At 23.0% G+C, this 15,265-nt stretch carries 15 protein-coding genes and 2 tRNA genes; 10 read left to right on the top strand and 7 right to left on the bottom strand.

Going from position 1 to position 15,265, the window contains the following annotated elements:
- Nucleotides 1-9: 9 nt before the first annotated feature.
- From leuC to minC, 6 genes are all read right to left on the bottom strand, one after another.
- Nucleotides 10-1,410 carry a 3-isopropylmalate dehydratase large subunit gene (gene leuC / locus AB4W53_RS01160; RefSeq protein WP_367671600.1) on the bottom strand — a complete coding sequence of 467 codons (1,401 nt, stop codon included), beginning with the start codon at nucleotides 1,408-1,410 and terminating at the stop codon, nucleotides 10-12.
- Between the two features lies 1 nt (nucleotide 1,411).
- Nucleotides 1,412-2,497, bottom strand: coding sequence for a 3-isopropylmalate dehydrogenase (gene leuB / locus AB4W53_RS01165; protein ID WP_367671602.1), 1,086 nt, complete (start codon nucleotides 2,495-2,497; stop codon nucleotides 1,412-1,414).
- Between the two features lie 94 nt (nucleotides 2,498-2,591).
- On the bottom strand, nucleotides 2,592-4,136 hold the full coding sequence (leuA, locus tag AB4W53_RS01170) for a 2-isopropylmalate synthase (RefSeq protein ID WP_367671603.1): 1,545 nt from the start codon (nucleotides 4,134-4,136) through the stop codon (nucleotides 2,592-2,594).
- A gap of 108 nt (nucleotides 4,137-4,244) precedes the next feature.
- Nucleotides 4,245-4,511, bottom strand: a complete 267-nt coding sequence (gene minE, locus AB4W53_RS01175; RefSeq protein ID WP_367671604.1) for a cell division topological specificity factor MinE — start codon at nucleotides 4,509-4,511, stop codon at nucleotides 4,245-4,247.
- A gap of 3 nt (nucleotides 4,512-4,514) precedes the next feature.
- Nucleotides 4,515-5,327: a septum site-determining protein MinD gene (gene minD, locus AB4W53_RS01180; RefSeq protein ID WP_367671605.1), complete on the bottom strand. Its 813-nt coding sequence runs from the start codon at nucleotides 5,325-5,327 to the stop codon at nucleotides 4,515-4,517.
- Between the two features lie 27 nt (nucleotides 5,328-5,354).
- A complete protein-coding gene (minC, locus tag AB4W53_RS01185) occupies nucleotides 5,355-6,053 on the bottom strand; it encodes a septum site-determining protein MinC (protein ID WP_367671607.1) in 699 nt (232 codons plus the stop codon).
- A 152-nt stretch (nucleotides 6,054-6,205) separates the two neighbouring features.
- Here minC and rsmC point away from each other — a divergent pair, with 152 nt between their 5' ends.
- Nucleotides 6,206-7,222, top strand: coding sequence for a 16S rRNA (guanine(1207)-N(2))-methyltransferase RsmC (gene rsmC / locus AB4W53_RS01190; protein ID WP_367671609.1), 1,017 nt, complete (start codon nucleotides 6,206-6,208; stop codon nucleotides 7,220-7,222).
- A gap of 16 nt (nucleotides 7,223-7,238) precedes the next feature.
- Here the strand turns inward: rsmC and AB4W53_RS01195 are convergent.
- A tRNA-Leu gene (locus tag AB4W53_RS01195) sits at nucleotides 7,239-7,322 on the bottom strand.
- Nucleotides 7,323-7,578: 256 nt separating this feature from the next.
- On the opposite strand from AB4W53_RS01195, the gene AB4W53_RS01200 reads away from it, so the two are divergent.
- The 9 genes from AB4W53_RS01200 (at nucleotide 7,579) to AB4W53_RS01240 (ending at nucleotide 15,235) form a co-directional block, all read left to right on the top strand.
- Nucleotides 7,579-7,666, top strand: a tRNA-Ser gene (locus AB4W53_RS01200).
- A gap of 527 nt (nucleotides 7,667-8,193) precedes the next feature.
- The gene (locus tag AB4W53_RS01205) at nucleotides 8,194-8,871 is read left to right on the top strand and encodes a hypothetical protein (RefSeq protein WP_367671610.1); all 678 of its coding nucleotides are present in this window, start codon (nucleotides 8,194-8,196) and stop codon (nucleotides 8,869-8,871) included.
- A 1,435-nt stretch (nucleotides 8,872-10,306) separates the two neighbouring features.
- A complete protein-coding gene (locus AB4W53_RS01210) occupies nucleotides 10,307-11,230 on the top strand; it encodes an RluA family pseudouridine synthase (RefSeq protein WP_367671612.1) in 924 nt (307 codons plus the stop codon).
- A 101-nt stretch (nucleotides 11,231-11,331) separates the two neighbouring features.
- Complete coding sequence (gene rpmF, locus AB4W53_RS01215; RefSeq protein WP_367671614.1) at nucleotides 11,332-11,508, top strand: 50S ribosomal protein L32; 177 nt, start codon at nucleotides 11,332-11,334, stop codon at nucleotides 11,506-11,508.
- Nucleotides 11,509-11,629: 121 nt separating this feature from the next.
- A complete protein-coding gene (locus AB4W53_RS01220; RefSeq protein WP_367671616.1) occupies nucleotides 11,630-12,565 on the top strand; it encodes an ACP S-malonyltransferase in 936 nt (311 codons plus the stop codon).
- A complete protein-coding gene (gene fabG / locus AB4W53_RS01225; protein WP_367671617.1) occupies nucleotides 12,562-13,296 on the top strand; it encodes a 3-oxoacyl-ACP reductase FabG in 735 nt (244 codons plus the stop codon). The genes AB4W53_RS01220 and fabG overlap by 4 nt, the downstream gene beginning before the upstream one ends.
- 76 nt (nucleotides 13,297-13,372) lie before the next feature.
- Nucleotides 13,373-13,609: an acyl carrier protein gene (gene acpP / locus AB4W53_RS01230; RefSeq protein ID WP_367671618.1), complete on the top strand. Its 237-nt coding sequence runs from the start codon at nucleotides 13,373-13,375 to the stop codon at nucleotides 13,607-13,609.
- Between the two features lie 25 nt (nucleotides 13,610-13,634).
- Entirely contained in the window at nucleotides 13,635-14,267 is a 633-nt protein-coding gene (tmk, locus tag AB4W53_RS01235; protein WP_367672131.1) for a dTMP kinase, read from the top strand.
- Nucleotides 14,264-15,235, top strand: coding sequence for a DNA polymerase III subunit delta' C-terminal domain-containing protein (locus AB4W53_RS01240; RefSeq protein ID WP_367671620.1), 972 nt, complete (start codon nucleotides 14,264-14,266; stop codon nucleotides 15,233-15,235). Before tmk ends, AB4W53_RS01240 begins: the two co-directional genes overlap by 4 nt.
- Nucleotides 15,236-15,265: the final 30 nt, after the last annotated feature.

Below are 15,265 nucleotides of genomic sequence, written 5' to 3' on the forward strand. Positions count from 1 at the left end.
ATTATATTATTATAATAGTTCTCTTGCGTCTTGAAATTTACCAAATATTGCTGATATAGCCGCAGTAGCCGGACTAACTAAATGCGTTCTTCCATTTCTCCCTTGACGATGTTCAAAATTACGATTACTTGTGGATGCACATCTATCCCCAGGACTTAATTGATCATCATTCATCCCTAAACACATTGAACATCCAGGTAATCTCCATTCAAATCCAGATTTTATAAATATTTTATCTAATCCTTCTTGTTCTGCTTGTTGTTTGACTAATTTTGAACCTGGAACTACAATAGCTTTTACAGAATGATGTACAGTTTTATTTTTTATAATCTTTGCTGCTACTCTCAAATCTTCTATTCGAGAGTTTGTACAAGAACCAATAAAAACTTTATTAATTTTAATATTTTTAATTAAAGTTCCTGGATTTAATCCCATATATAATAGTGATTTTTTTACGGTTTCCTGTTCAATACTACTTTGAAAAGATTCAATAAAAGGAATTGATTCATGAATTGAAATTACTTGACTAGGATTCGTCCCCCATGTCACTTGTGGTGCAAGATTATCAATATTAATAGAAATGGTTTTATTAAAAATAGCATTATCGTCTGATTTTAGTGTTTTCCAATACTTAAGAGCAGCATTCCAATGATGATTTTTAGGAGCAAAATTTTTATTTTTTAAATAATCAAAAGTAATTTGATCAGGAGCTATAATTCCCGATTTTGCTCCCATTTCAATTGCCATATTACATAATGTCATACGACTTTCCATACTCAAAGAAGATACTACATTTCCACAAAATTCTATAACATAACCAGTGCCTCCCGATACAGTTACAGTTTTAATAACAAATAAAATGATATCTTTAGCACTAATTCCAGGATTGATATTTCCTGAAATTTCTATTTTCATAGTTTTAAATCGTTTTTGTTTAATTGTTTGTGTTGCAAAAACATGTTCAACTTCTGATGTTCCTATACCAAATGATAAAGCACCAAATGCACCGTGTGTTGAAGTATGAGAATCACCACAAACAATTAACATTCCAGGAAGTGTCATCCCTTGTTCAGGACCCATAACATGAACAATACCTTGTTTGTTACTATTTAAATCATATATTGGAATATTAAATTCATTACAATTATTTAATAACGTATTTATTTGAGTATGAGCCATTTTACTTAATAAATTAATATTATTTGTTTTTGTGGAAACATTATGATCCATAGTTGCAAAAGTTTTTTTTGGACAACGAACATTTCTATTTTTTAGACGCAATGCACTAAAGGCTTGTGGTGATGTAACTTCATGTATTAAATGTAAATCAACATATAAAATAGCAGTATAATTTGTATTTTTATAAACTATATGGCTATCATATAGTTTTTCATATAATGTTTTCTCCATATTATATCTCTTTCATAAATATCTTAGCAATTATATCTCCCATTTGATCAGTTGTTACATAATCTTTTTGATTATCAACAAGATCAAATGTTCTATAACCCATCTTTAATGTTTTTTTAACAGATTCATAAATTGCATCTGAAAAATCATATAATTTTATACTGTATTGTAATAATAATGCAAGAGACAATATTTGTGCAATAGGATTAGCAATACCTTTTCCTGCAATATCTGGAGCTGAACCACCAGCAGGTTCATATAATCCAAAATTTTTATCATTCAAACTTGCCGATGCTAGCATACCAATAGATCCGGTAATCATTGCACAGGCATCAGATAAAATATCTCCAAATAAATTTGAACACAAAATCACATCGAATTGACTAGGATTTTTAATAATTTGCATTACAGCATTATCAATATATAAATGTGATAATATAACATCGGGATAATCTTGTGAGATATGATTCACTATTTGTCTCCAAAATTTAGAACTTTGTAAAACATTTGCTTTATCAATAGAGGTAATTTTTTTTTTTCTTGTACGAGCAATTTCAAATGCCATGCGTGTTATTCTATATATTTCGTTCTGATAATATATTTCAGTATCAAAAGCGAATCCCTTTTTTATGTTGATTTCAGAATTTCCAAAATAAATACCTCCCGTTAATTCACGAACGCACAAAATATCTATTCCAGAACTAATAATACTAGAACGTAATGGAGATAATTCTTTAATTTCAGGATATAAAATTGATGGTCTTATGTTTGCAAATAAATTAAAGTATTTTCTTAATGGTAATAATGCCCCACGCTCAGGTTGTTGATGTATAGGAAGATGTTGCCATTTTGGACCACCTACCGAACCTAATAAAATTGCATCAGAATTTTCACAACCTAAAATTGTTTTTTTAGGTAATGCAACTCCAAATTTATCTATTGCAACTCCTCCAATATCATATTCTTGAATAGAAAATTTTGTATGGCATTTTTTTTGTAGAATATTAAGAATTTTGTATGTTTGTTTCATTACTTCCGGTCCGATACCATCTCCTGGAAGTACTGATATAGAAAATTTATTTTTCATATTGAATTATTTTTTAAAGAAATTTGTTAATATAGTATATTATTAATAATAATATTTTATTATATAAAATATATTATCGTAATCAAATATATTATTAGGATAATTTATTTAATCTCAAAGTCACTTGATTGGATCTCCAAATATTATTTAATACATAAATCATCGCTTTAGCAGAAGATTCAATGATATCTGTAGCTAATCCTATACCATGAAATTTACGATTTTTATATTCTACTATAATATCTACCTGTCCTAATGCATCTTTACCCTTTCCTTTTGCTAATAATTGAAACTTTTGTAACAACATTGAATAACCTGAAATTTTATTAATAGCTTTATATATAGCATTTACTGGTCCATTACTAGTTTTTGAAGATTTCGTTAATATTTTTTTTCCACATATCATTGTAACCGATGCTTTTGCTAAACCAGTAGAACTAGATTGTATATTAAAATGTTCTAATTGAAAAAATTCAGGAGTTTCTTCTTGATTATTTATAAAAGCCAACGCTTCTAAATCGTAATCAAAAACTTGTCCTTTTTTATCAGCTAACTTTAAAAATGAAGTATATAGTTTATTAATGTCATACTCATTCTCTTTATATCCCATTACTTTCATACGATGTTTTACTGCTGCTCTTCCAGAACGAGATGTTAAATTTAATTGTACTTCTTTTAAACCAATTACTTGTGGAGAAATAATTTCATAATTTTCCCTATTTTTTAAAATACCATCTTGGTGTATACCTGAAGAGTGTGCAAAAGCATTACTACCTACAATAGCTTTATTAGCAGATATTGGCATATTACAAATTTGACTAATAATTTTGCTAGTACGATATATTTCATTTGTCTTAATATTAGTATGTACATTTAACTCTTTTTTTTTTAAATTAATAGCCATGATAATTTCTTCCAAAGCAGCATTTCCAGCTCTTTCTCCAATCCCGTTCATTGTTCCTTCTATTTGACGTGCTCCAAATAAGATAGCAGAAATAGAGTTTCCTACAGCCATCCCTAAATCGTCATGACAATGTACAGAAATAACCGCTTTATCAATATTGGGTACTTTTTGATACAATAACTTGATAATTTTTCCAAATTGATTTGGAAGAGTATAACCAACTGTATCAGGAATATTAATTGTCGTGGCTCCTGCAGTAATTGCACACTCAACAATTTTACATAAATTATCTATAGGAGTACGCCCTGCATCTTCACATGAAAATTCAATATCATTAGTATAACGTTGAGCTCTTTTAATTGATCGTACTGCCATAGATATAATTTCATCAAAACTTTTTTTTAATTTTGAAGAAATATGTAAAGTAGAAGTACCTAAAAAAATATGAATTCTAAAATCTTTTAAAACAGACATAGCATCTGCAGCAACATCAATATCTTGATCTACACAACGTGCTAAGCTACAAATTGTAGTATTTTTAATAACTTTAGAAATTTCACGAACAGAATTAAAATCTCCAGGAGAAGAAATTGGAAAACCAACTTCCATAATATCGATGTTCATTCTTTCTAAAGCAAGTGCAATCTGCAATTTTTCTTTTACACTTAAACTTGCTTGTAAAGCTTGTTCCCCATCTCTTAATGAAGTATCGAAAATAATAATTCTTTCACTCATATTATATTCCTATATTAACACATTGAATACTTTAAATACTTTTAAAACCATTGTGAATATCAAAAATATATTATTAAATTTCTATATTAATGATTTTAACATTCCTCATTAATATATGTTATGATCTTTTTTTTGTATTCGATGTAATTTTATAACTAAAGTATTTGGAATTTTTTGATTTATTTGAACATTAAAAATTTTTGGTGTAATTTTTATATATTTTTCAATCACAAAAAATAATTCTTTTTTCAAATTTACAAAATATTTACAGTAATTAATATTATTTGTATTATTTTTAATAATAATTTGTAGTCTTTTTTTAGCTATTTGGGCTGTGTTTTTTTTTCGAGATAAAAAAAACTCTAAAAATGACATTATCTATCTCCAAAAGAACCTTGAAAAAAAACCCATTTTTTTTTCTTTAAGAAATCTAAAATCACACTTTTTCCCTAATAATCTATAAACAGTATCAAAATATGTTTTTCCTGCTATAGAAGAACGATTTAGTATAATTGATTCTCCTTTATTAGATGCCTGCAATACAGCAGTATCTTCTGGTATTACACCAATAATCGGTATTTGTAAAACTTCTTCAACATCTTTCATGCTTAACATGTCCCCTTGTTTTACACGAATTGGATTATATCGAGTTAATAATAAATATTCTTTTATAGGTAATTGATTTTTTTGAAACCTTTGACATGCAGAAGAAATCATTCCTAAAATCCTATCAGCATCTCGAACCGAAGATACTTCCGGGTTTGCAATAACAATAGCTTCATCTGCAAAATACATTGATAATATTGCTCCTGTTTCAATACCTGCGGGAGAATCACAAATAATAAATTCAAATTGCATTTCTAATAATTTTTGTAAAATACTCTTAATACCATCTTTAGTTAAAGAATCTTTATTTCTTGTTTGTGAAGCAGGTAAAATAAACAAATGATCTGTATATTTATCTTTTATCATCGCTTGATGAATAGTAGCATCACCTTCAATCACATTAATAAAATCATATACTACTTTTCTTTCGCAGCCCATAACTAAATCTAAATTACGTAATCCAATGTCAAAATCAATCACTATAGTTTTATAACCTAATTGAGAAAGACCTGTTGCAATTGCTGCACTAGAAGTAGTTTTTCCTACCCCTCCTTTCCCTGAAGTAACAACAATAATACGAGCCATATATCTATTCCATTTTTTATAATAATTTTACAATAATGGATAAATAAATAAAATATTATTTTTTAAATAAATATGTACCCCTTTACCTAAAAAATGAATTGGTATTTGGTCACTTAATAAATATTCTCCTGCAATAGAAATTAATTCAGCAAAACATTTCGTACAAAAAATATTCCTAGTAATATCTCCATTCATTCCAGCAAGTACACGACCTCTCATAATTCCATAAATATGAATATCTCCATCAGCAATTAATTCTGCTCCAGCACTGACATTATTAGTAATAATTAAATCTTTTGAATGAACAAATATTTTTTGTCCAGATCGAACAGGATGAGTAATTATTTTTGGTTGATTATAATACCGATTCTCAGAATAATTTTTTTTTTTTAAAACATTCATGATATTAAAAATATTTTTACCTTCAGAAAAAATAGGCAATCCTGATCGTAAAATATCTTTCTGAAAATTACGATGAAAATCTTTAGTAATACCAACAATATGTAAACCAGTAGAAATAATTGCATTGTAAATATTATTCCAATTTATTAAATGAGGTAAATAAGATATATTAATTACAATAGGGGTATTTTTTAAAAAAATAGGATATTTTTTTATTTTCTTTAATATATAATTTTTAATTACTTCTGCAGTATAGTTTTTTATATAAAGTACCAATAATGTAAAAATATTTCCTTTAAATTCAATCGGACGAATTTTTAACATATTTTATACATCTATTTAAAATTTATATTAAGATATTGTAAAATATAAAATGTATACATAATACATTATTAAATAATAATATGTTATTTAATAATAAGATTACTATATTGTATTATTAATTAATTATTTGTGTTGAACAAAGGTGATATACATTGTCTCTTTGTGATGAAAGTCAAGTCATCATTAAAAATAAAAAAATCTTTACTAATCAAAATATTTTATTTTCTGGAAATGTTCAAGATGAAATTTTTTTATTTTTTAAGAATGTAAAAAATAAATTACATATACGACAAATACATAATGAAAATATACTAAAAAGTTTTCCAAAAAAAAATATTTGTTTTAGAATTTTACCAAAAAAAGAATTTATATCAAATTGTACTACGTTAATATTTTTTTGGATGAGAAATAAAATTGAATCTAAATTCCAACTAACGTACTTGATATCTATTATGAATATTAATCAAAAAATATTTATTGTTGGAAGAAAAAAATTCGGAATTAAAAGTATAGTCAAATTTCTAAAAAACTGGATAGTATGTAAAAAAATAGATTATAGAAAAAAATGTATTTTATATTATGGAATAAATACCACAAGTAAAGTTTTTGTATTTAAAAAATTTATTAAACAATATAGTATTAATAATATAAAAATTACTACACTACCTGGAGTATTTGATTATAAAGGAATTGATAAAGGAAGTTTATTAATGATTTCTACTTTTCAAAAAAGTAATATTATAGGAAATGTATTAGAAATTGGTTCGGGATCAGGAATTTTATCAATTATATTAAAAAAAATATTTCCAAAAACCCAAATTACACTTATTGATAATAATAGTACTGCTATTTTATGCAGTAAATATAATTTAAAAAATAATAAAATAAATGGAGCTGTTTTATACAGTAATATATATTCTAAAATAAAAAAAAAATTTCATTTAATTATTTCAAATCCACCAACACATTACGGTATACATAATAACAATTCTATTATTTATAAAATTATTAAAAATGCAAAAAAATTTTTATATAAAAACGGAAAAATAAGAATTGTAGTACATTCATATATATCTTGTAAAAATTTATTAAAAAATATTTTTGGAAATTATAAAATTATAAAAAATGACAATCACTTTAATATATATGAATCTATATTTATTACATAAAAGTAGGATATTTTATTACCCAGAGCGGGAATCGAACCCGCAAAGCTGTTAAGCCGAGGGATTTTAAGTCCCTTGTGTTTACCTATTTCACCATCCGGGCATATATTTTAAAGGCGCGTTCTGGAATTGAACCAGATTATACGGATTTGCAATCCGCCACATAACCAATCTGTCAACGCGCCAGAAATAAATACTATATACTATTTTAAACAATATTGAAGATATTGTCCAATTATATTTTTATAATCGATATCAAATAAAATTTTATTTTCAGTTTGTGTTTTAATTACTTTACATGTAATAACAATTGTACTACAATAGTTTTCAATAGATTTAAAAGAAAATTTTAAAATCTTGGAGGGGTGGCCGAGTGGTTTAAGGCAGCGGTCTTGAAAACCGCCGATAAGTTATACTTATCCGAGAGTTCGAATCTCTCCTCCTCCGAAAAAAAGAACTAATAGAAATATTCTAATATTTCTAAAATCTAAAACACCTTCAACTAATTTTTTAAGATTCGTGTTGATAATTTATCTATTTCTGGTTATTATCTTAACAATCTTCAAAATTTTATAAGAATTTTTCATACATATCAATATTTCACAATAAAATATTTTAAAATATTCAAAATACTTGATTACTTTTTTAAAGAAATAATAACTTTCTATAAAAAATATAAACATCTACAATCTTAAAATAGTATATAAAAAATCCTTTGTATTTATACAGTACCGAATATATTGAAAATAACATTTTATTAATCAATATGAAAAATAAAAAATGTTTTTGTATAACTAACACTCAAAATTATTTTTTATATTTATACAAACACAATATTCAATTAATATAATCACATTAAAATACTTTAAAAAATTTACAAAATTTTTTAAAAATATTTCTTTTAGTCTTGAATAATAGAAAATCAGATTTCAGAACACTACAAATAAGTTATTAATTTAATAAAGGATATATTTATGAATGTATTTAGTAATATTAATTCAATTATATCGTATAATGTAATTAATCGTAATAATAGCTATATTAATATAAATCAAAAAAATAATTTGGAAAATAAATTTTTAGAAATTTTAAAAGCTACAATGAATAATGATAATGTGCATATCAAAAAGAATAATCATTATTCTAACTCAATTAATTCAAATAATAGTAATAAAAATATAAATAACATCAATAATAATATAGAAGACTCTATACAAAAGATAAACAACAATAACTTCTTAAATATATCTTCATTAATAGGTCATAATGTTTTAATTTCAGGTTCAAAAATTATCCATATTGAAAATAAAGATATCATATATGGATATTTTCTACCACAAGATACTACATTCACGTTTATTAAAATTAAGGATATGCACAATAATTTAATATTTTCACATAAAATTAACAATCAAAAATCTGGAAATTATTTATATTATTGGAATGGTAAAATTGATGATAAGAACGTAGTCAGTACTGGAGTATATAATCTTTCAATTCTTGCTAATAATAACATTCATTCATTTGATATAGAACCATTCGTACATGGTATCATCAAAGGAATTGAAAAAATTTCTGAATCTGGAAAATATATAGTCAACCTAGGATTAATGGGAACTGTAAAATTAGAAGATGTTAAAAGAATTTTTTAAAATATTAGATATCAACATATCAGATAATCATTTATAATATTATTATAATAATAACGCATATTATTGCAAATAATTATTATACTACACAATAATATATCATTCTTTTTACTTTCAAAAAATAAATATCAATAAATATATTTATTTAAATATTTTCAAATTTTTCAAAATACCAATCTATTATAAAATATTTATAAATATTTATCTAGTTATAAATAATAAAATTATTTTTATAAAAACGTATATTATCAATAATATAATATATTTGACTATAAAATATTTTCAATAAAACGTAAAAATTTGTATATTACTAAATATAAAAATTCTATACATATCATATACTATAATATAGCATGTAAAGTTTCTAATGTGTTCAACATTTAAAAATATTTTCATGTTTTTAGTTAGTATTTTTAATAAATACTATAACTATTTAGTAACCTGCCATTCTCCCTCCATATCATCTTGATATAATTCATAAAATAATAAGATATGGTTCATTCATTAGAATGAATCAACCATATATTACAATCAAAACACTTTCTATTGCATCTAAAAATATACCAACTGTTTTGAAAATTTTAATGTTTCGGGATATCTCATAAAATATTAATCTAACAATATAAAAACTATAATGTTAACAAAAAGTATTCATCGTGTTATATATTAAAAAATAAAAAATAGATATTATATTGTTTTTTAACAATAAAAACAATTTACTTCATAAAATGTTCTTCATAAATAAATTGATAAAGAATCATAATATAAAATACGTATTTCCAAAAAATGTATGTTTTCCAGAAATATCATAATGAATATTTATATCATTAAAAGATATATATCATCATAACATTATTACAAAACAGTTCATCATCATTGCTTTAATAATAACACATATCATACTAAAATATAAAAATGATCAAAAAATTTAAAAAGGATTTTAAATAATGCATAAAAATCTCCAAAAATGGAAAAATAATTAATAATAAAAAATGAAATTGATTCTATCACAATCTCTAAATCTCTAAATCTCTAAATCTCTAAATATCTAAATAAATATTTTATATAATGTTAAAATATCATTGTATATATAACAATAAAAACAATCTTGATAATACCAAAAATTTTTATTATTTATACTACACTAAAAATACGATTCCATTCCTCAATATAAAACTATATACTGAAAAAAAGATGTAATTCTTGAAAAAATAATTATTAATATCTTATTATCAAAATAAGTATTTAAATAATAAGTTATTATATAATAAATACATTTTTACATAAACATTTTTTTTTAATTAACTTACCAATAAGAATAGTATAAAAATATTTCATTAGTATAGATTTATCATACCATAAATAAAAATAAAAAATAAATAATAATATATGATAATATTATCATGTACAGCTTAACAAATAAAGATAAAATATACATATGTTTATTAAAAAAATTCAATATCATTCCAAAAATCAAAGAATAGATAATTTTATACGTTCTAATTTTTATAGAACACCAAAAAGTTTACTTTATAAAATGATTCGTCTCGGAAAAATTAAAATCAATCAAAGAAAAATTACACCCTGTTATAAATTACAATTAGGAGATATCTTACAAATTTCTAACATATATTTACAAGAAAAAAAAAGTAAAACATTATTTTTAAATAAAGAATTTAAAAAAAAATTATTATCATGTATTTTATATGAAGATAAATATTTATTAATTATTAATAAACCTTCTGGCATTGCAGTACATGGAGGTAGTGGTCTAAAATTCGGAATTATAGAAGGATTAAGAATATTAAATCCTCAAGATAAATACTTAGAATTAGTACATCGTTTAGATCGAAATACTTCCGGAGTACTAATAATAGCAAAAAAAAAATCTTCTTTAAAAAATTTACACGAACAATTTCGAATGCAAAAAATCCAAAAAAAATATCTTGCTTTGACACATGGAGTATTTTTAAAAAATAAAATTATTGTTTCTCAACCTTTAGTAAAAAAAAAATTACAAAATGGAAAAAAAATAGTTACAATCAATCAAAATGGGAAAAAATCAATTAGTATTTTTAAAGTCAAAAAAAAATTTGATTATACTACTTTAGTATCCATTACCCCAAAGACTGGAAGAACACATCAAATTCGAGTACATTCTGCATACATTGGATACCCCATTATTTTTGATCATGATTATGGAAATAAAATTTTAGATAAAAAAATACAAAAAGATAATATTTTACAAAAAATATTATTACATGCAAAAAAAATTACTTTTAATCATCCAAATAACCATAAAAAAATCACTATATTTGCACCTTTAGAAAAAAGATTTCAAGAATATTTAAAAATATTATAAAATATAAAGATATCTCAATTGCTATTGTATTGTTATAATATATATATGATTATTAATTTAGTACATTACTGCTCCATGCTTAATACATAAGGAAAATTTATATGGCTGTTCAAAAAAGTAAACCTACAAGATCTAAAAGAGGAATGCGAAGATCTCATAATCAATTAAGAACTCCAACATTATCAGTAGATAAATTTAGTAAAGAAATTCATTTACGACATTGTATAACAAGCAAAAAATTTTATAAAGGAAAAAAAATTTTAATCAAAAAAAAATAACTATCTCTAATATATTTAGATCAATCGAAAATATATAAAAATATTTATTGATATTCATTGATATATAATATTTATATGAATAATCAACATTATACTATTTTAAAAATATTACAAGAATTTCATGATCAATATGGCAATGATTTTTCCGGGTCAAAATTATCAAAATGTTTTTGCATTACTATTGCTGTCTAAAAAAAATAGAATTATAAAAAAAACTTTTTTAGAAGCTTCAGAATATTTAAATGAAAATATTTGGAAATATATAGAAAAACCAAATCATTTTTTTCAAAAAAATAAATATATACAACCATTTATACTAACAGCTTCTGTTTCTATATACCGGTTGTGGAAACAATTAGGAGGTATTAATCCCATTATTGCTGCAGGACATAGTTTAGGAGAATATTCTGCATTAGTATGTAGTAATGCAATAAAATTTTCAGATGCCATACAATTGGTAAAAAAAAGAGAAATATTAATGCACAATATTATTCAAAATCAGTCAGTACAAATGAAAGCAATTATTGGACTGCAAAAAAGTACTATTTTAAAAATATGTAAAAAAAATTCACTGCGTAATATTGTTAATATTGCCAGTATTAATCCTTGTAAGCAAATTATTATATCAGGGCACAAAGAAGCTGTCGAAAAAACAAGTATTGAATGTAAAAATCAAGGAGCAAAAAAAATTATTACACTCACACTAAATCTTGCTACACATTGTAGTATTATGAAAAAAATCAAAAGACCATTACTCAAAAAAATAAAAAAAATTTCTATTAAAAGTACTGATTATTGCATCATTAATAGTATTACTGTAACACCACAACATTCTAAACATACTATTCGAAATTCTTTAATTAAACAACTATATAAACCAGTGCTATGGGAAAAAACTATGAATTTCATTAAAAAAAAATCTTCTTTAATATTAGAAGTTGGTACAAGTAATATTTTAACAACATTAAATAAACAATTTCCTGAATTAAAATCAATTGCAATCAACAAATTACATAATATACAGAAAGCATTCAATTTATTAAAAAAGGTATTATGAACAAAAAAAAAAAAATTGTTTTTATCACTGGAGCAAATAGAGGAATTGGAAAAGCCATTGCACAAAAACTTTCTAATAATAATATGTTCGTAATTGGAAGCTCAACAACTAAACAAGGAAAAAACATTATTAATCAAACATTAGAAAAAAATGGAATAGGTATTGTTTTAAATATAAAAAACATATATGAAACGTTAATTTGTATTAAAAAAATTCATAAAAAATTTGGAAATATCGACATATTAATTAATAATGCTGTTATTTATCATGATAAATTATTCATTAACATGAACTATAAAGAATGGTATGATACTGTTATCACAAATCTAAATTATATATTTTATGTATCCAAATTAGTTGTTAAGTCTATGATAAAAAAAAAATTTGGAAGAATAATTACTATTGGATCCGTGATAGGTAATATTGGCAATATTGGTCAAATTAACTATTCAACATTTAAATCAGCAATAATAGGATTTAATAAAACATTAGCATTAGAAGTTGCCAAGCAAGGTATTACAGCAAATATTATTGCACCTGGTATTATAAATACAGATATGACAAAATATCTTACAAAAAAACAAAAAAAAAAATTTTTATCTAAAATTCCATTAAAAAAATTTGGATCTCCAGAAGATATTGCTTCCGCTGTATTATTTTTATCTTCTAATTCTGCATCATATATTACCGGTCAAACTATTCATATTAATGGCGGAATGTATATGAATTAAATAATTTTTAATATATTATTATTAATATACATAATATATTATACCATATAACATATTTTAAAAATATAAGATCACTATGCAAAATATAAAGCAAAAAATAAAAAAAATTATTTCTAAAATTATAGAAACTAAAGATAAAAAAATTACTAGCAAAACTCATTTAATTCATGATTTAAAAATTGATTCTTTAGATATTATTGAAATGATTATGGCAATAGAAGAAAAATTTAATATAGAAATACCAGATGAAGAAATTGAGAATTTTCAAACAATACAATCAATTATTGAATATATCCAAAAACATACAAAATAAAAAATTATCACCTAAAATAATGAATATAAAAAATCATCAATTTATTGTTGTAGAAGGAATAGATGGATCTGGTAAAACAAATGCTTGTAATGTAATTCAAAAAATATTAAAAAAATATAATATTAAAACTATTATGGTTAGAGAACCAGGAGGTACACCAATTGCAGAAAATATAAGGAACATCATTAAAAAAAAACATAAATATGAAAATATACATAAAAAAACAATTCTTTTACTTATGTACGCTGCTAGAATGCAATTAATAGAAAATATTATTCAACCATCACTAAAAAATAACATCTGGGTCATATCTGATAGACACGATCTATCTTCATATGCATATCAAGGAGGTGGTTTTAAAATTAACAATACACTACTGACTATGTTAAGAAAAAACATATTAGGTTCTTTACGTCCTGATTTAACTATATATTTAGATGTATTACCTGGTGTTGCCATACAAAGAATTTTATCAAGAAAAAAAACCGATTATTTTGAAAACAAAAAATTAAATTTTTTTATTCGAACCCGAAACTTTTATTTAAAATGGATACATAAAAATAATAAAAAAATTTTTATTAATGCTAATTTAAAAAAAAATATTGTTCATCAAGATATAGAAAATAAATTTATACAATGGATAGAAAAAAATATATGATACAATATCCATGGTTAATAAAAATATATCAAAAAATTATTACAAATTATCAAAATAACAATTTACATCATGCAATTATACTTGAATCACATAGTATTAATAATATTTCTAAATTAATTTGGACTATTATTAAGTGGATATTTTGTAATTCTCCCATTGGCATGAAAAATTGTTACAAATGTAAAAATTGTATTTTAACAAATACTAAAAAACATCCAGATCTTTACATTTTATTTCCAAAAAAAAAAAAACAATATATATCCACTGAAAATATTCGAAATATTTTACAAAAAATTCAAAATACACCACAACAAAATAAAATAAAAATTATTTGGATTCCGGACTATAGTACATTAACAATTTTTGGAATTAACATACTTTTAAAAGTAATAGAAGAACCGCCTAAAAATACATTCTTTTTTCTTGGTAATAAAAAAACAAACACAATACATGCTACTTTTAAAAGTAGATTATTACGATATCAAACTCCTATACCTAATGAAAAAGATGGATTGGCATGGTTAAAAAAATATACTCAAGCAAAAAAAATAGAATGTTTAATTGCTTTACGTTGTAATCATCATAATCCCGAATTAGCAAAAAAGTTTTTATACAAAAATATATGGTCATTAAGAAATCACTTATATTATAATATTTCTAAAATTATTGAGAAAAAAAATTTTTTAGTATTATTACCAATTTTAAATAACAACAAAATATGTACAAAAATATACTGGATTATTATTTTACTTTTGGATAGTTTAAAATTTAAAAATAATTTTTTTTCATTATTGGTTAATATAGATTATATTCCACTCATTCAAAAAATATCAAAACAATATTCACATAAAAATTTATATATTCTTTTAAAAACATGGCAAAAATGTCGATACCAATTAATAAATATTAAAAATATTAATCAAGAAATATTATTATTAAAACAATTAATAAAATGGAAAATATTTTAGTATTTTATACAATATTAAATATCAAAAGAG

Source organism: Buchnera aphidicola (Myzocallis carpini) (assembly GCF_964059025.1).
Classification (GTDB): domain Bacteria; phylum Pseudomonadota; class Gammaproteobacteria; order Enterobacterales; family Enterobacteriaceae; genus Buchnera_L; species Buchnera_L aphidicola_AK.